We start from the raw sequence: 17,274 nt of genomic DNA on the forward strand, positions 1-17,274 counted from the left end.
TTCGGCGAGATCGACCCGCCGCAGCGGCTGTTGATGGGGCCGGGTCCGGTCAACGCCCATCCGCGCGTGCTGCGTGCGATGAGCGCCGACCTGCTCGGCCAGTTCGACCCGGAAATGACCGGCTACATGAACCAGGTCATGGCGCTGTACCGCCCGGTGTTCGGGACGGAGAACCACTGGACCTTCCTGATCGACGGCACCGCGCGCGCGGCGATCGAGGCGTCGCTGGTCTCGCTGCTGGCCCCCGGCGACCGGCTGCTGGTGATCGATTTCGGCCGGTTCGGATTGCTGTTGCAGGAGATCGGCGAACGGATCGGGGCAACGGTCGAGCGGCTGTCGGTGCCGTGGGGGCAGACCGTGCCGATCGACGCCATCGCCGACGCGATCGAGCGTACCGCGCCGATGGTCGTCGCCTGCGTCCATGGCGATACATCGACCACCATGGCGCAGCCGCTCGACGGGGTGGGGGCGTTGGTCCGTGCGGCGGGGGCATATCTGTACGTCGACGCGACCGCTACGATCGGCGGTATGGAGATCGCCACCGATCGCTGGGGCGCGGACATCGTCACCGGCGGGTTGCAGAAATGCCTTGGCGGTCCGTCGGGGTCGGCCCCGATCACCGTGTCGCCGCGCGCAGCGGAACGCATTCTCGGGCGGCGGCATGTCGAGAAGGGGATTCGCCGCGACGACCTGACCGATGCCGGCGGGGTGCGGATCGGCAGCAACTATTTCGACCTCGCCATGATTATGGATTACTGGTCGGACAAGCGGCTGAACCACCATACCGAAGCGACGACCATGCTGTACGGCGCGCGCGAATGCGCCCGCGTGGCGCTGGGCGAGGGGTTGCCGGCGCGGTTCGCGCGCCATGCGGCGGCGGGGCGGGCGGTGGTGGCGGGGGCGCGGGCGCTGGGGCTGGAGGTGTTCGGCGACGACCGTTTCCGCATGACCAACGTCACCGGCATCGTCATCCCGCACGGTGTCGACGGCGAGCGGGTCCGCGCCCGGATGCGCGAGGATTTCGAGATCGAGATCGGGACCGCGTTCGGACCGCTCCAGGGCAAGGTCTGGCGGATCGGCGCGATGGGATATAACGCCATGAAGCACAAGGTGCTGCTGACGCTGGCCGCGCTGGAGGCGGTGTTGCGCGCCGAAGGGCTGGCGCTGCCGTCCGGGGCCGGGGTCGATGCCGCGCTCGAAAGCTATGCCGCATGACCGCCGAACGCGATCTGATCGGATATGGCGCATCGCCGCCCGATCCGCGCTGGCCGGGTGGCGCGCGCGTCGCGGTCCAGTTCGTCGTCAATGTCGAGGAGGGGGCTGAGAACAGCGTTCTGCACGGCGATGCCGGGTCGGAGGCGTTCCTGTCGGAAATGGTCGGTGCGGCGAGCCATCCGGCGCGGGCGATGGCGATGGAAAGCCTGTACGAATATGGTTCGCGCGCCGGCTTCTGGCGGCTGCACCGGCTGTTCGTGGAGCGGCAGGTGCCGGTGACGGCGTTCGCGGTCGCCACCGCGATGGCCGCCAATCCGGCGAGCGTCGATGCGATGCTGGCCGCCGAATGGGAGATCGCCAGCCACGGCCTGCGCTGGATCGATTACCAGCGCGTCCCGCCCGAGGTGGAGCGCGCGCATATCGCCGAGGCGATCGCGCTGCACGCCCGGCTGACCGGCGCGCGGCCGCTGGGCTGGTATCAGGGGCGGACCTCGCCCGCGACCGCCGCGCTGGTCGCTGCCGAGGGCGGGTTCGTCTATGACGCCGACAGCTATGCCGACGATCTGCCCTATTGGGACCGTCGCCATGCCGTGGCGAATGGCGGGCGGGCGCAGTTGATCGTGCCCTATACGCTCGATGCCAACGACATGAAGTTCGTGGCGTATAACGGCTTTGCCGATGGCGAACCGTTTTTCCGCTATCTGCGCGACACGTTCGAGCAATTGCGAAGCGAGGGCGGGCGGATGATGTCGGTCGGGTTGCACGGGCGCATCGCCGGCCGACCCGGCCGTACAGCGGCGCTGGCCCGCTTCGTCGATCATGTGATCGCCAGCGGCGACGCATGGATCGCGCGCCGCATCGATATCGCGCGACACTGGCAACAGGTGCACCCGGCATGACGATCGACGACCCGCACGTGGTGGCCGAGGTGACTGCCGCGTTCATGGCCTATGAAGCGGCATTGATGGCTGACGACGTGCCGGCGATGGACCGGCTGTTCCACGATCATCCGACCACCATCCGCTATGGCGTGGGCGAGGTGCTGTACGGCGCGGACGCCATTCGCGCATTCCGTGTCGGGCGTGGCGGATCGCCGCAGCGCCGGTTGGGCACGGTCGCGATCCACAGCTTTGGCCGCGACCACGCCACCGCCAATGCCGAATTCTTCCGCGAGGGCGATGCGCGGCGCGGGCGACAGAGCCAGAGCTGGGTCCGCTTCGCCGATGGCTGGAAGGTCGTCGCCGCGCATGTCTCGATCGAGGGGGCGGGATCATGACCGAGCGTGATTTCAACACGTTGTCCTCCGAAGCATTCGTCCAACGCTACGCCGCGATCGTCGAGCATTCGCCATGGGTTATCGAACGCGCGGCGGCGCGGCGCCCCTTTGCCGATCTGGCGGAGGGGATCACCGCGACGCTGGCCGATGCCACGCCCGACGAGCGGCTGTCGGTGATCCGCGCCCATCCCGAACTGGCCGGCCGCGCCGCCATCGCCGGTACGCTCACCGCCGAATCGCAGAGCGAGCAGGCGTCGGCCGGGCTGGACCGGATGACGCCTGACGAGTTCGAACGATTTCATGCGCTCAACGCCGCCTATCGCGCGCGGTTCGGCTTTCCCTTCCTCATCTGCGTCCGGCGGACCGACCGGGCGGGCATCCTGCGGGCGATGGCCGAGCGGTTGGGCAACGACCCCGCGACCGAGATGGCGACCGCGCTCGACGAGATCGGCCATATCGTCCGCCTGCGACTGGAGACCCTGGCATGACCCGACCCATCGGCCTTGCCGCCCTCGCGGAGCAGGTCGGAAGCGACCTCGAACGCCTCGCGCATGGTGGCCCGGCATGGACCGTGCCGCAGGAAAGCGCGGAGGGCCATGTCCATGACGTCGTCATCATCGGCGGCGGGCAGAGCGGGCTGGGCGCGGCGTTCGGGCTGCTGCGAGAACGGGTGTCGAACATCCTCGTGCTCGACGAAAATCCGGCGGGCTATGAAGGGCCGTGGGACACCTATGCGCGGATGATGACGCTGCGCACGCCCAAGCATCTGACCGCGATCGACATGGGGTTACCGTCGCTGACCTTTCGCGCGTTCTGGGAGGCGCAGCACGGGCGCGCGGGCTGGGACGCGCTCGACAAGATCCCGCGCCGGGACTGGATGGCGTATCTGCGCTGGTATCGCGCCGTGCTGAAGCTGCCGGTGCGCAACGATGCACGCGTCACGCTGATCGAGCCGCTGGGCGGGCGGTTCCGGCTCCATCTGGCCGAGGGTGCGCCGCTGCTCGCGCGCAAGGTCGTGCTGGCGACCGGGATCCAGGGCGGTGGCAACTGGCACGTACCGCCCTTCATCCGCGATCGGCTGCCGGTGACGCGCTATGCCCATACCTCGGCCGCGATCGACTATGCGGCGCTGGCGGGCAAGCGGATCGCGCTGCTGGGGGCGGGGGCATCGGCGTTCGACAACGCCCATGCCGCGCTGTCCGCCGGTGTGACGCAAGCGCATGTCTTCGTTCGCCGCCCGGCGCTGCCGCAGGTCAACCCGATCCGGCATATGGAGCGCAGCGGGATCATCGGGCGCTTCCCGGCGCTGGACGATGCCGCCAAATACCGGATGATGGTCGCGTTCTTCGACCGCAGCCAGCCACCGACCAACGACACGTTCGAACGGGCATCGGCGCTGCCCGGCTTTCACCTGCATCTCGGGACGCCTTGGCTCGACGTGGCGGACAGCGCCGAAGGGGTCGTGGTCACGACGCCGGGCGGGACCGAGACGTTCGACTTCCTCGTGCTGTCGACGGGGCTGGTCACCGACCCGGCGCTCCGGCCCGAGCTGGCGCTGGTTGCCGACGGCATTGCGCGATGGGCCGATCGGTATCGCCCGGCGGACGCGGCGGCCGCCCATCCGCTGATCGATGCCCATCCCTATCTGGGGCCGCAATTCCAGTTCCTGCCACGTGACGCGGATCATGCGGACAAGCTGCACGGCCTGTTCGCGTTCAACTATTCGGGTCTCATCAGCCTCGGCCTGTCGGCATCGGCGCTGTCGGGATTGCGCCACGCGCTCCCGCGATTGGTGGCGGGCGTGGCGGACCAGCTGTTCCTCGACGATCGCGAGGCGATGATCGCCGCGTATCTGGCGTATGACGAGGTCGAATTCGTCGGTTCGTGGCCGCGCGGGGAGGCGGCGGCATGAGCGTGACCCTGTCGACCCATATCCTCGATACCGCGCATGGCAGACCGGCGGCCGGGGTCGCCGTCACGCTGCTCGACGGGCGCGGCACGGTGTTGTTCGGCGGCGTGACCAACGCCGATGGTCGCTGTCCCGACCTCGCCGCGTTGCGGCTGTCGGCGGGTCGCCACGCGCTGTGCTTCGCGGTGGCCGATTATTTCCGTGCCGCCGGGGTGACGCTGGCCGATCCGCCGTTCATCGACCGGGTGACGATCGATTTCGGAATGGCGCAGGACGGCGGCCATTATCATGTGCCGTTGCTCGTTTCCCCTTACGGCTATTCCACCTATCGGGGCAGTTGATCCCGTGTTGCGTACCGGAGTGCCCCGATGATCCGCCGATTGTTCGCCACTATCGAACCCTATGTGCTGATGCTGCTCGCGACCGTCGTGATCGCGACGCTGTTGCCGCCGCGCGGGGTCGGCGTGCCGATTTTCGACATCGCCGCCGATACCGCGATCGTCGCGCTGTTCTTCGTCCATGGCGCGAAACTGTCGCGCAGCGCACTGCTGGCCGGGGCGCGGCACTGGCGACTGCATGCCGCGATCCTCGCGACCAGCTTCGTCGTGTTTCCGCTGCTCGGCCTCGCCATTACCGGCAGCGGCTTGCCGGCACCGGACCTTGCCACCGGATTGCTGTTTCTGACGCTGCTGCCCTCGACGGTGCAATCGTCGATCGCCTTCACCGCGATCGCGCGCGGCAACGTCGCGGCGGCGGTATGCAGCGCGTCGCTGTCCAACCTGCTCGGCATCGCGGTCACGCCCGCGCTGGCCGCGTTGCTGCTGCCGGGGACCGGCGGGGTGAACCTGTCGTTCGGCAGCGTGCAGGCGATCGTGTTGCAGTTGCTGGTACCGTTCGCGGCGGGGCATTTGCTGCGCCCGTGGATCGGCGACTGGATCGCGGCCCGCAAGCGGCTGGTGACCACGCTCGATCGGGGGTCGATCCTGCTCGTCGTCTACACCGCGTTCGGCGCGGCGGTGACCGAGGGGCTGTGGTCGCAGGTCGGGGCGGTGGAACTGGCCGAACTGGTCGGATGGTGCGCGGCGCTGCTGGCGGTGGTGCTGGTGCTGACCGGGCTGATCGCGCGGGCGATGAAGCTGGACCCCGCCGACGCGGCGGTGATGCGCTTTTGCGGTTCGAAAAAAAGCCTCGCGACCGGGGTACCGATGGCGGGGGTGCTGTTTCCGCCGGCGCAGGTCGGCGTCGTGCTGCTGCCGGTGATGGTGTTCCACCAGTTGCAGCTGATCGCCTGTGCGTTTCTGGCGCGGCGACTGGCGGACGCGGCCGATGCCACCGATGCGGTCAGGCCAGTGTCGGTGCCGGTGTCGCCAGCAGCGCGAACTCTTCCTTGAGCAGGTCGACGAAACTGCTGAGATAGATCGGCATCACCCGCCCGCGTTGCAGCAGGATCGACATACTGGCCGGGCGGACCACGCCCTCCGCCAGCGGCACCCAGCAAAGCTCGCCCGCCGCCAGCTCGCGCTCCAGCCCGATCCGCGACAGGAACGCGATGCCGATCCCCGCGCGGACGAGGTTCTTGAGCGTGTCGATCCGCTCGACCGTCGCCACCCGTTTCAGCGGCATATCGCTCGCGTCGAACAGGTCGTGCAACACGCTCTGCTTCAGCCAGTCGTCGTTCGGCGTCACGATCGCATGGGGAATACAGTCGGGCAGGGTGATCCGGTCGAGCGCGGCCAGCGGATGGCCGGGCGGCACGATGACGCCGATCGGCGTCTGGACATGGGCGATGGTCGCGGTGCGCGACGTTCCCGTCAGATCGAACGCGCAGATCACGTCGGCGTCCTTCGACAGCAATTCGGCCTTCACCCGGTGATTGTCGCCCGCCAGCAGCGAAAATTCGATCAGCGGAAAGCGCGACTGATACCGGGCGATGGTCCGGGGCACGAGGTCGTCGGCCAGACTTTCGGCGGCGGCGATGCGGATCAGCCCGCGCTCCCCGCCGCGCAGCCGCAGCATCTCGTGACGCAGCGCGACGCTCTCGCGCTTCCACCGCCGGATATAGCCGAGCAGTGCCTCGCCCGCGGCGGTCGGGCGGATCCCGCGCGGCATCCGGACGAACAGCTGCACGTCGAGCTCTTCTTCCAACTGCAACAGCTGGCGATTGACCGCCGACGACGCGATGTTCAGCGTTTCCGCCGCCTTGCGGATCGAACCATGGCGGATCGCCTGATCGAAATAGAGTAGCCCGGTCTTGATCAGGATCACTACCTCCGCACCGAACCGGCCGGCTCATCCGTCATCGACCGGAAGCCGTTACCGGTCGCTGGTCTGCGACAAATCGGAGCCGCCGTCGAGACGGTGTCGGGCTTGCCGATCGCGACGATAGCCTTATTTACATAATATCTCTTATCGAATTTGGCCAAAGTTGCAGCCGACGGTCAAACGGACCGAATTGCGACGCGATGCATCGACCGCTTTGTTCTTTGCCGCCCGCGGATTTTGTCATATCATTCGGGGATGATTGATCGGCGCACCGTCCTCGGCTCTTCCCTCGCGCTCGGCGCTACCGCGGCCATGCCCGCGCCGTCGGCCAATGCCGGCCGGCTCAAACAGTCGGTAAGCCGCTGGTGTTACCAGGATATTCCGCTCGACCGGCTGTGCGCGGCGGCGGCGGGCATGGGCTTGCAGGGCATCGACCTGTTGCAGCCCGCCGAATATGACGTGCCGCGCCGCTACGGGCTGCGCTGCACGATGGGCTATGCCGCCGACGTGATGACGATCGCGAACGGCCTCAACCGCCGCGAGAACCATGCGGCGATCGAGCAGGCGTTCCGCGTCGGCATCCCGCAGGCGGCGAAGGCGGGCGTGCCCAACGTCATCGCCTTTTCGGGCAATCGCCGCGGCCTGTCGGACGAGGAAGGCGCGGCGAACGCCGTCATCGGCCTGAACCGCGTCAAGCGGATCGCCGAGGATCACGGCGTGACGATCTGCATCGAACTGCTCAACAGCAAGGTCGACCATGCCGACTATATGGCCGATCACACCGCATGGGGGGTGCGCGTCGCCAGCGAGGTCAATTCGCCGCGCGTAAAGCTGCTCTACGACATCTATCATATGCAGATCATGGAAGGCGACCTGATCCGTACCATCCGCGACAACATCCGCTGGCTGGGCCATTTCCATACCGGCGGCGTGCCGGGGCGTCACAATCTGGATGCGACGCAGGAAGTGAACTGGCAGGCGGTGGCCCGCAGCATCGCCGATCTGAAATTCGACGGTTATTTCGCGCATGAATTCGTGCCAGTCGGCGATCCGCTGACCGCGCTGGCTCAGGCGGTGCGTACCTGCACGGTGTGAGCGACGGGACGGTTTCGTTCCAGTTTCCTTGACGTCACGCCGGAATTGATCCGCCGTGCCGATGCACGATCGATGCCGCGACGTTTTCGAACGCGTCGTATGGCGGCGGTTTCGTTGCGCCACCTCCCGAACAGGCCGCCCGAAACGGCAGACGCGTCCGGCGGCAGGGCGGCATACAAAAAATTGTTTTCACAATTCCTTGGGTCCTTAAAACGTTGGTAACGACCCCGGCAATAACGGACCCACCGTGTCGTGACGAACGACGCATGGGGACAGGCGGTACATCCGTCGCGTTATTTGAGGGAAATTCTCGGTGCATCTGTTCAACTCGGTATCCGCCACCTTGCGTTGCGGGATCTCGACCACTGCCTTACTGACCGCGACGGCTTTTCCGGTGCATGCGCAGCAAGCGGTACCGGCACCGGTCGCTACCACCGCCGATCCCGCAGAAGTGCCGCAGGTCGATGGCGCGGCAGCAGCGCCCGTCGATGCCGGGCTGCCCGCGACCATCGTCGTCACCGGTACGCTGTTCCGCGATTCGAACGCGAGCTCGATCTCGCCGGTGACCGTGCTGACGTCGGAGACGCTCGAACGCGCCAACATCACGACGGTACAGGACGCGATCCGTTCGGTTTCGGCCGACAGCGCCGGTTCGATCTCGACCGGATTCCGCAACGGCTTTTCGGCCGGCGGTGCCGCCGTGTCGCTGCGCGGCCTCGGCGTTTCGTCGACCGTCGTGCTGATCGACGGGCTTCGTTCGGCGAACTTCCCGCTGAACGATGACGGGCACAACGCCTATGTCGACCTGAACTCGATCCCGTTCAGCGTCGTCGACCGGGTCGAGGTGCTGAAGGACGGCGCGTCGTCGACCTATGGCGCGGACGCGATCGGCGGCGTCGTGAACCTCATCAGCAAGAAGCAGTTCCAGGGCGTCGAAGGCTCGATGCAGGGCGGCACGACCGAAAAGGGCGACGGCTCGCGCTACCGTGCCACGATGACCGCCGGCTATGGCGATTATCGCGAACAGGGCTTCAACTTCTACCTGAACGGCGAATACACCTACGACGCGTACATCACCAACAACTCGCGCGGCTATCCCTTCAACACGCTCGACCTGCGGCGAAGCGGCCTTTCCGACCGCAATCTCAACGACGAATCGCTGGTCGCGCAGAACCCGCAGGCGGTCGTGGTCCGGGTCAGCCAGAGCGATCTGAACAACCCGCTCTCGGGCAAGGTCGGCGCCCCGCTCTCGAACCAGTATCAGCTGCTCAATCCCGGCTCCTGCCCGTTCGGCACCTATACGGTGAACACGACGGCGGCACAGGGAACGGGCTGCGCCCACAACCTGCCCGACGAATATTCGATCATCCAGCCGCAGCAGCAGCGCTATTCGACCACCGGTCGCCTGAGCATCCGCCTGAGCGACAGTTTCGAAGCCTTCGCCAGCGGCAGCTATTCGCATTCCGAAGTCGACATCAAGGGCGCGCCGACCGGCATCCGCCAGACGCAGCCGTTCGGCGGGTCGGCGGCGCTCGCGTCCAGCAGCCCGGGCATCGTCCTGCCGGTCTATGTCTGCGCGGCCGGCGTCAATTGCGCGACCGCGGCCGACCGACGCCTGAACCCCAACAACCCCTATGCCGCCGCCTTTGCCAACAATCCCGGTCAGGGGGCGGCGCGCATCTATTATTCGTTCGGCGACATCCCGGCGAACAGCCACCGCTATGTCGACGTGTTCCGCACGACGGCCGGTATCTCGGGCGATCTGGGCGGCGGTTTCAAGTTCCGTCTGAACGGCGTCTATGCCCGCGACAATTTCAGCGTCACGCAACGCGGGTTCCTGAACATTCAGGGCCTGCTGAACGCGGTCAACACCGGCAGCTACAATTTCGTCAATCCGGAGCAGAACACGGCGGCGGTGCGCGAACAGGTTTCGCCCGATCGCACCACGCCGTCCTATTCGACGGTCGCGACGATCGGCGGTTCGCTGCTCAAGTCGGTGATGGTGCTGCCCGGCGGCGACCTGAACGCCGGTGTCGGTTTCCAGGTCCGTCGCGAGACGCTGATGAACCGCAACCAGAACCGCGATCTCAGCTATTACGGGCTGAACACGTCGTCGGCGCGGGGCGCGCAGACGGTGACCGCGGGCTTCTTCGAAATCGACGCGCCGTTCTTGCGCGAATTCGACCTGAACGTGTCGGGCCGCTACGACAGCTATTCGCAGGGCTATAGCCGTTTCTCGCCGAAGGTCGGCATGAAGTTCATGCCGATCGACCAGTTCTCGCTGCGAGCGACCTATTCCAAGGGGTTCCGCGCGCCGACCTTCGCCGAAAACAACCCGGCCAGCAGCTATTCGGGCTTCTCGTCGTTCACGCCGCCGGCCAGCTTCGTCGCGGCGCATCCCGGTAACACGGCCTATACCGCGACCTACAGCATCGGCGGCGGTTCGACCGGCAATCCCGACATCCTGCCCGAAGTCTCGCGCAGCTTTTCGGCCGGCGCCATCTTCAAGCCGGTGCGCTGGTTCAACCTGACCGTCGACTATTACAACATCAAGAAGTCGGACCTGATCATCAGCGGCCCGTTGCGCGCCAATGCGATCAAGGCCTATTACGAGCAGACCAATGCGACCGCCAGCTGTGCCGCGCTCGCGGCGGTGGGCGACGGCTATCGGTGCAACGTCATCGACGCGCCCGATCCCAACAACCCGGGTGCCCTGCCCCGCCTGCTCGTGTTCAACGTACCCTATGTCAACGCGAACTATCAGGTCAGTTCGGGCGTCGACATGCAGGCGAACCTGAACGTCGCGCTGTCGGATCGGGTGCGCCTCATCAGCCGGCTGGACATCACGCAGGTCATCAATCTCAACCTGGTGACCCCGGCGGGCGTGGTGCAGAAATATGCCGGTACGCTGGGGCCGTACCAGCTGTCGTCGGGCGGCGGTACGCCGCGTACCCGTGGCAACTGGCAGAATTCGGTCGAAATCGGCAACTTCGCGCTGACCTCGACCACCTATTATGTCGGCCGGATCAAGCAGGTTGCGGCCGACCAGATCCCCGACGTCAACGGGGTGATCGACCTGTCGTGCAGCAAGGCGCTGACCGCGCAATGCTATATCCGGCCGTTCATCTATGCCGATCTGAATGCCGCGGTGGCGGTGAACGATCAGTTCCGTTTCTTCGTCAACGTCCAGAACGTGACCAACAACCGGGCACCGCTCGCATCGGGGGCCTATACCAGCAATCCGAACTATCTGAGCAGCTGGCACTATGCGGGTCTGGTCGGCCGGGCGTTCAGCGCCGGAGCCAACTTCAGCTTCTGAGCGTAACCGTCGCTGCGTCCAGCGTCAGTCATCACCGACCGCAGCGATGCGGTCGGTGACGACATCGTCGAAGTGGAGCGTCACGCGGAAACCGGGTCGGGTATTGCGGAACTCGATCCGGCCGCCCAGTCGCTGGGTTGCGGAGCGGACGATCGCGAGACCCAGGCCGCTCCCTTCGCGACCCGCGCTCGTCGCAAGCCGCACGAAACGTTGTCCGACCCGGTCGAGATCGGCATCGGGCAAGCCAGGACCGTTATCGGCGACGCTCAGCGTCACGCTGCCGCCTGCTTCGGCGATGCCGATCGTGATCATGCCGCCGTCGCCATTGTACCGGATCGCGTTGTCGAGCAGGTTCGACAGGATCTCGAACAACAGCGTGCGGTGGCCGGCGATCGCCACGTCGGCTTCCGGCGCATCCAGATGGATGTCCACTCCCGCCTCGATCGCCTGACCGATCCGGCGATTGATGACGGCCACCACCACCTCGCGCACGTCGACCCGCGCGCGGGGGGGCGATGCACCGGCTTCCTCGGCCCTGGCTAGGGCAAGAAGTTGCGTGACGAGGCGTTCGAGCCGGTCGGCCGCATCGGCGATCTCGCCAAGCGCCGCCGGATCGCCGCGTCGCGCCAGCGCGACCTGTACCTTCAGCACCGCTAGCGGCGTGCGCATCTGATGCGAGGCGTCGGCGGTAAAGCGGCGGATTCCGGCCGTTGCGGTGTCGAGGCGGGCGAGGAGGTGGTCGAATGCCTCGGCAAGCGGAAATAGTTCCACCGGGAGCGGACCGGTAGCGAGGGGCGACAGATCGGGGGTCGCCCGCGTGTCGCGCGCCGCCACCGTGCCGCGCAGCCGGGCGAGCGGCCGCAGGCTCCAGCCCAGCGCCGGGCGGATCAGCAGCATCGCCACCCCGACCAGCAACACCTCGCCCAGCAGCAGCGCGACCAGCAGCCGGCGTTGCAATGCGCGGCGTCCGTCGAGCGTCTCGGCGACCTGCACGATCACCGGCCCGTCGATGCGCGGCAGGTCGCGACGCACCTCGGCGATGCGGATCGGCTGATCGCGATAGCTGGCATAGCGGAAGCGCGGCGTATCGATCGCGAGATCGGCGATGCGCGGTGCCGACAGGCCGGCATAGCCGGTCAGCAGCCGCTCGCCGACCGCGATCCGGTAATAGACATTGTCGCGTTCGCTGTTTTCCAGCATCCCGAACGCGGCGGCGGGCAGGTCCATCGTCACCTCGCCGCGTTCGACCTGCACCGTTTCGGCGACCGCGCCCAGCGCGCCGCCCAGCACCCGGTCGTTGGTCCGCCGCACGACATCGGCGATCAGCGTCGCCCCGGCCAGACCCAGCAACACCGCGATGCCCAGCAGGGGGGCCAGCATCGCCGCGAGCAGCCGGGTGCGCAGCGCCAGCGCACGACCGCGATGGTTTTCGGTGCCGGCAGGACGCTCAGCCGGCATCGAGCAGATACCCGACGCCGCGCACGGTGCGGATCGCCGGCCCATCGGGAGCGAGCTTTCCGCGCAGCCGGGTGATGTTCACCTCGATCGCGTTGGGACCGACCGGATCGTCATAGCCGAACACTTCGGATTGCAGCGTTTCGCGCGGCACGATCTGTCCGGCACGCGCCGCCAGCGCGTCGAGCACCGCCCATTCGCGCCGCCGCAGGTCGAGCACGCGGTCGCCGATCTGTGCCTGTCCCGTCGACCGGTTGAGCACCAGCGATCCGATCACCAGTTCCGGTGTCGGATCACCGCCGCGCCGGCGGCCGAGTGCCCGGATGCGCGCCTCCAGTTCCTCGGGCGCGAAGGGTTTGCGCAGATAGTCGTCGGCACCGAGATCGAGCCCGCGCACCCGGTCGTCGAGCGCGTCGCGCGCGGTCAGCATCAGCACCGGCACCTTGTCGCCGCGCCGGCGCAGCGCCTGCAAGACCGCGAACCCGTCGATGTCCGGCAGCCCGACGTCGAGAATGACCAGCGCATACGGCTCGTCGGCCAAGGCGATGAGCGCGTCCTCGCCCCGCGCGACCGGATCGACCGCGTGGCCGGCGCTGCGCAGCAACGCGACGATGCTGCGCGCCAGCGCGGCATCGTCCTCGACGATCAATATTCGCATCGGAAACCAATCCGGTGAAAGGTGGCTGACAGGTTCGATGCGTACGACATGCCCCAGTGCTTACCCGAACCGAGAGACGGGAAGCGAGAGGATGTGCATGAAACGACTCCTGATCCTGTTGATGACGCTGATCGGTCTGGCCGGGCCGGCGGTGGCGCAACGCCCGGCGGGGTATCCGCAGTCGTACGACGCGCTGATCGAGGCGGCGCGGGCCGAGGGGGGCGTGCGCGTCTATGGCAATGCCGATGCGGCGGCGATGGCGGCGCTGATCGCCGCGTTCCGCCGCACCTATCCCGGCGTCGCCGTGCGGTACGAGGTACTCGAGTCGCGCGACATCTATCGCCGCGTCGTCACCGAAGCGCAGCGCCGGGTCCCAAGTGCCGACCTGATCTGGTCGTCGGGCATGGATTTGCAGGCCAAGCTGATCAACGACGGCTATGCCCAGGCCTATCACAGTCCCGAAAAGCCCGCCCTTCCCGCCGATGCGGTGTGGAAGAACATGGGATATGGCGTCACCGCCGAGCCGGTCGCGTTCGTCTACAACCGCCGGCTGATCCCGCCGGGGCGGGTGCCTCGTACCCATCAGGCGTTCGAGGCATTGTTGCGCGCCGGCCGCGTGCCGCTGACCGGCAAGGTCGCGACCTATAATCCGGCGCGATCGAACGTCGGCTATCTGTATCTGGCCGAGGATTATGCCATCACCCGCGACACCCGCTCGCTGGTACAGGCGATGGCGGCGACGCGGCCATGGCTGTCGCCGCAGACCGAACCGATGCTCGCGGCGGTCGCGGATGGCCGCATCGCCATCGCGTACAACGTCGTCGGCCCTTATGCGCTGGCCGCCGCGCAACGCGACCGCCGCATCGGCGTGGTGTTTCCGCGCGACTATACGTTGATCGCCTCGCGCGTCGCCTTCATCGCGCGCGATGCGCGGCGTCCGGCAGCGGCCAAGCTGTTCCTCGATTTCCTGCTGTCGCGCACCGGGCAGACGCTGCTGGCCCGGCAATGGCTGTTGCCGGTGCGCAGCGACGTGCGCGCGCCGCGCCTGTCGGCCGGACAGCAGCGCCCGATCCGCGTCGGGCCCGAACTTCTCGTCAATCTCGATACGATCAAGCGCCGCCGCTTCCTGGCCGACTGGCGCGCGATCCTCACCGAAGGAAGCAAATGATGAAGCTTTTCCGAAGCGGTTGCGCGCTCGTCGCGCTGGTCGCCGCCACCCCGGCGCTGGCACAGACGCCGAGCGCCGCCGAACTGGCCGAACTGGTGCGCGCACAGGCCACCGAGATCGCGACGCTGCGCGCCCGGCTCGACCGGTTGGAGAGCGCAAGCGCCGTTGCCGCCCCGGCCACGCCCGCCACGCCCGCCGCCGTCGCACCACCGCCGGCACAGCTTGCGCAGGTGCCGTCGCAGTCGGGCGGCAACGTCACCAGCCCGTTCGCGCCGCAGTTGGTTCCCCCCGGCCCGGCCGAACGCGACGTCGCGCAGGCGCGGCAGGCCAATGCCGCCGGCGTTACCACCGAATGGGGCGCGGGCCTGCCCGTGTTCCATTCGGCCGACGGCATCTATACCTTCAAGCCGCGCGGCCGCATCCTGACCGATGTCAGCTCGACCTTCGGGTCGGACTATACCGCGCGCAACATCACCACCACCGGCATGCGCGCGCTGCGCCTCGGCCTCGAAGGCGGGGTCGGCACGCACTTCTTCTACCAGTTCGAAAGCGACTTTTCGGAGAACGAGGTCGACATCGTCACCGCGTTCATCGGGTGGCGCAACCGGATCGCGCCGGGCATCGATTACGACGTCCGCGCCGGCCACCTGTTCAACGATCGCGGGTTCGAAGGATCGACGGGTTCGGATTCGACGCCGTTCATGGAACGCACCGTCGTGTCGACCGCGATCATCCCGCAGCGTGGCTTCTATGGCATCGGCATCATGCCGCGGGTGTTCTGGAAGACCGGCCACGCATCGTTCACCGTTACCGGCGACCGGATCGACGGTAACCAGTCGGGCAACGACAGCCGCACCGTGCTGGCCCGCGCCCATTGGAACCCGATCAAGACCGGCAACAGCGTCCTGCATCTGGGCGCATGGGGGTTCGACGAAGGGCTGGCCGCGGGCGCGACCACGCTGACCCGCAACACCGTGATCGGCGGCCGGTTCAACGGTGCGCTGCGCGTATCGTCGGGCGCGCTGACCGGCGGCACCGGCACCACCGGCTATGGCCTCGAACTCGGCGGCTATGTCGGCCCGGTGTGGCTGATGGGCGAAGCGGGGCAGCGCCATGCCCGCCTCGACGCCGGTCGCCCCGATTTTGTGAGCAAGGCGTGGAGCCTGTCGGGCGGGTGGTTCGTCACCGGCGACCTGCCGCCCTACAATCCGCGCCTCGGCAGCTTCGGACAGCCGCGCGTGCTGCGTCCGATCTTCGAAGGCGGGCCGGGCGCGATCGAGATGACCGCACGCTATGAAAATCTCGATTACGCCGATCTGCTGACCGGTGGACAGGGCTGGGCCGCGACGATCGGTGCCAACTGGTATCTCAACAGCTTCACCCGCTTCCAGGCCAATCTGGTCCACTGGAACACCGACAATCGCGCCGGCGCCTATGTCGGGCCGGACGACGGCCAGACCGTCATGACCCGCATCGCCGTCACCTTCTGATCCCTCGGGGAGCATTACGCATATGGATCTCGCCCTGCTCGGCTTCCTGATGGTCGCCACCTTCATGACGCTCATCATGACCAAGCGGATGACCCCGCTGGTCGCGCTGATCACCGTCCCCACCGCCTTTGCCCTGCTCGCCGGTTTTGCCGGCGGCTTGGGCGATATGATGATCGACGGGATCAAGAACCTCGCGCCGACCGGCGTGATGCTGTTGTTCGCCATCCTGTTCTTTTCGATCATGACCGATACCGGCCTGTTCGACCCGCTGGTCAACCGATTGCTGAAGGTCGTGCATGGCGATCCGATGCTGATCCTGATCGGCACGGTCGTGCTGTGCGCGATCGTCAGCCTCGATGGCGATGGGTCGACGACCTACATCATCACCATCGCCGCGCTGCTGCCGCTGTACAAACGCTATGACATGAACCGGCTGTATCTGTGCTGCCTGCTCATGAGCACCAGCGGCGTGATGAACCTGACGCCATGGGGCGGCCCGACCGCGCGTGCCGCCAGCGCGCTGAAGATCGATCCCGCCACGCTGTTCCTGCCGCTGATCCCCGGCATGCTCGCCGGTCTCGCCTTCCTCATCGGTCTCGCCATCTGGTTCGGCCGCAAGGAACGCCGCCGCATCGGCCATGTGAAGGCCAACGGACCGACCGCCTTCACCGGCATGGCGGTGTCGCAGTTCCCCGAAGCGCGCCGCTACCACCTGCGCTGGTTCAACGGTGCGCTGACGCTGGCGCTGATCGTCGGGCTGGTGGTCGGTCTGCTGCCGCTGTCGGTGCTGATGATGCTGGCGTTCGCCATCGCCATGATCGTCAACTATCCGCAGGTCGCCGAACAGAAGGAACGCATCGCGGCCCATGCCGGCAACGTCCTGTCGGTCGTGTCGCTGATCTTCGCCGCCGGCATCTTTACCGGCATCCTGTCGGGCACCGGCATGGTCGAAGCGATGAGCAAGGAAGTCGTCGGCTTCATCCCGCCGGCGCTGGGGCCGTATATGGCGCCGATCACCGCGCTGCTCAGCCTGCCCTTCACCTTTTTCATCTCCAACGACGCCTTCTATTTCGGGATGCTCCCGATCCTCGCGGAAGCCGGCGCGCATTATGGCGTGTCGCCGATCGCCATCGCCCGCGCGTCGCTGATGGGGCAGCCGGTCCATCTGCTCAGCCCGCTCGTCCCCTCGACCTATCTGCTGGTCAGCCTTGCCGGTATCGACCTTGCCGATCACCAGCGGTTCACGCTGATCCCGGCGACGGCGGTCTGTGTCGTGATGACGCTGGTCGGGATGATCGTGCTCGCCTTCCCGTTCGTCAGCTGAATCGATGACCGAACTTTGGAACCATATCGTCGCGGACTTCGCCAATATCGGCAGTCCGTCCGCGCTCGCCGCCTTTACGCAGGTCGTGCTGATCGACGTGATG

The 17,274-nt window shown here is 67.1% G+C and carries 15 protein-coding genes and 1 pseudogene; 13 read left to right on the forward strand and 3 right to left on the reverse strand.

Features of this window, described 5'->3' with window-relative positions; genetic code table 11:
• The first annotated feature begins 33 nt into the window (after positions 1-33).
• Genes ASE91_RS09955 through ASE91_RS09985 form a run of 7 tightly spaced genes read left to right on the forward strand, consistent with a single transcriptional unit; the run spans position 34 to position 5,791 of the window.
• Positions 34-1,215, forward strand: coding sequence for a pyridoxal-phosphate-dependent aminotransferase family protein (locus ASE91_RS09955; protein ID WP_200911238.1), 1,182 nt, complete (start codon positions 34-36; stop codon positions 1,213-1,215).
• Complete coding sequence (gene puuE / locus ASE91_RS09960) at positions 1,212-2,114, forward strand: allantoinase PuuE (RefSeq protein WP_056625644.1); 903 nt, start codon at positions 1,212-1,214, stop codon at positions 2,112-2,114. The genes ASE91_RS09955 and puuE overlap by 4 nt, the downstream gene beginning before the upstream one ends.
• Positions 2,111-2,491, forward strand: coding sequence for an oxalurate catabolism protein HpxZ (hpxZ, locus tag ASE91_RS09965; protein ID WP_055998152.1), 381 nt, complete (start codon positions 2,111-2,113; stop codon positions 2,489-2,491). Before puuE ends, hpxZ begins: the two co-directional genes overlap by 4 nt.
• Entirely contained in the window at positions 2,488-2,979 is a 492-nt protein-coding gene (gene uraD, locus ASE91_RS09970; protein WP_055998155.1) for a 2-oxo-4-hydroxy-4-carboxy-5-ureidoimidazoline decarboxylase, read from the forward strand. The genes hpxZ and uraD overlap by 4 nt, the downstream gene beginning before the upstream one ends.
• Entirely contained in the window at positions 2,976-4,403 is a 1,428-nt protein-coding gene (locus tag ASE91_RS09975; RefSeq protein WP_156357773.1) for an FAD/NAD(P)-binding protein, read from the forward strand. Before uraD ends, ASE91_RS09975 begins: the two co-directional genes overlap by 4 nt.
• Positions 4,400-4,741 (forward strand): hydroxyisourate hydrolase, encoded by a 342-nt coding sequence (gene uraH / locus ASE91_RS09980; RefSeq protein ID WP_056625648.1) that lies wholly within the window; start codon positions 4,400-4,402, stop codon positions 4,739-4,741. The genes ASE91_RS09975 and uraH overlap by 4 nt, the downstream gene beginning before the upstream one ends.
• A gap of 27 nt (positions 4,742-4,768) precedes the next feature.
• Positions 4,769-5,791, forward strand: coding sequence for a bile acid:sodium symporter family protein (locus tag ASE91_RS09985; protein ID WP_056625650.1), 1,023 nt, complete (start codon positions 4,769-4,771; stop codon positions 5,789-5,791).
• Here ASE91_RS09985 and ASE91_RS09990 read toward each other — a convergent pair.
• Positions 5,742-6,665, reverse strand: a complete 924-nt coding sequence (locus tag ASE91_RS09990; protein WP_056625653.1) for a LysR family transcriptional regulator — start codon at positions 6,663-6,665, stop codon at positions 5,742-5,744. The two genes, ASE91_RS09985 and ASE91_RS09990, sit on opposite strands and share 50 nt — an antisense overlap.
• 309 nt (positions 6,666-6,974) lie before the next feature.
• Between ASE91_RS09990 and ASE91_RS09995 the strand changes: the two genes are divergently transcribed.
• Positions 6,975-7,757, forward strand: a complete 783-nt coding sequence (locus ASE91_RS09995) for a hydroxypyruvate isomerase family protein (protein WP_200911233.1) — start codon at positions 6,975-6,977, stop codon at positions 7,755-7,757.
• Between the two features lie 313 nt (positions 7,758-8,070).
• A complete protein-coding gene (locus ASE91_RS10000) occupies positions 8,071-11,076 on the forward strand; it encodes a TonB-dependent receptor domain-containing protein (protein ID WP_235530407.1) in 3,006 nt (1,001 codons plus the stop codon).
• A 24-nt stretch (positions 11,077-11,100) separates the two neighbouring features.
• Here ASE91_RS10000 and ASE91_RS10005 read toward each other — a convergent pair whose 3' ends face one another.
• Complete coding sequence (locus ASE91_RS10005; protein ID WP_056625659.1) at positions 11,101-12,534, reverse strand: sensor histidine kinase; 1,434 nt, start codon at positions 12,532-12,534, stop codon at positions 11,101-11,103.
• Positions 12,524-13,189: a response regulator gene (locus ASE91_RS10010; RefSeq protein WP_056508059.1), complete on the reverse strand. Its 666-nt coding sequence runs from the start codon at positions 13,187-13,189 to the stop codon at positions 12,524-12,526. The genes ASE91_RS10005 and ASE91_RS10010 overlap by 11 nt, the downstream gene beginning before the upstream one ends.
• Positions 13,190-13,286: 97 nt before the next feature.
• Here ASE91_RS10010 and ASE91_RS10015 point away from each other — a divergent pair, with 97 nt between their 5' ends.
• The 4 genes and pseudogenes from ASE91_RS10015 to ASE91_RS20610 form a co-directional block, all read left to right on the forward strand.
• On the forward strand, positions 13,287-14,357 hold the full coding sequence (locus ASE91_RS10015; protein ID WP_056625662.1) for an ABC transporter substrate-binding protein: 1,071 nt from the start codon (positions 13,287-13,289) through the stop codon (positions 14,355-14,357).
• Positions 14,354-15,847, forward strand: coding sequence for an OprO/OprP family phosphate-selective porin (locus ASE91_RS10020; protein WP_056625665.1), 1,494 nt, complete (start codon positions 14,354-14,356; stop codon positions 15,845-15,847). Before ASE91_RS10015 ends, ASE91_RS10020 begins: the two co-directional genes overlap by 4 nt.
• 22 nt (positions 15,848-15,869) lie before the next feature.
• Positions 15,870-17,171 carry a CitMHS family transporter gene (locus ASE91_RS10025; protein ID WP_055998178.1) on the forward strand — a complete coding sequence of 434 codons (1,302 nt, stop codon included), beginning with the start codon at positions 15,870-15,872 and terminating at the stop codon, positions 17,169-17,171.
• A gap of 4 nt (positions 17,172-17,175) precedes the next feature.
• Positions 17,176-17,274: pseudogene (locus ASE91_RS20610) on the forward strand (TerC family protein); the annotation flags it as partial.

Origin of the sequence: Sphingomonas sp. Leaf62, assembly GCF_001421915.1 — a bacterium.
Classification (GTDB): domain Bacteria; phylum Pseudomonadota; class Alphaproteobacteria; order Sphingomonadales; family Sphingomonadaceae; genus Sphingomonas.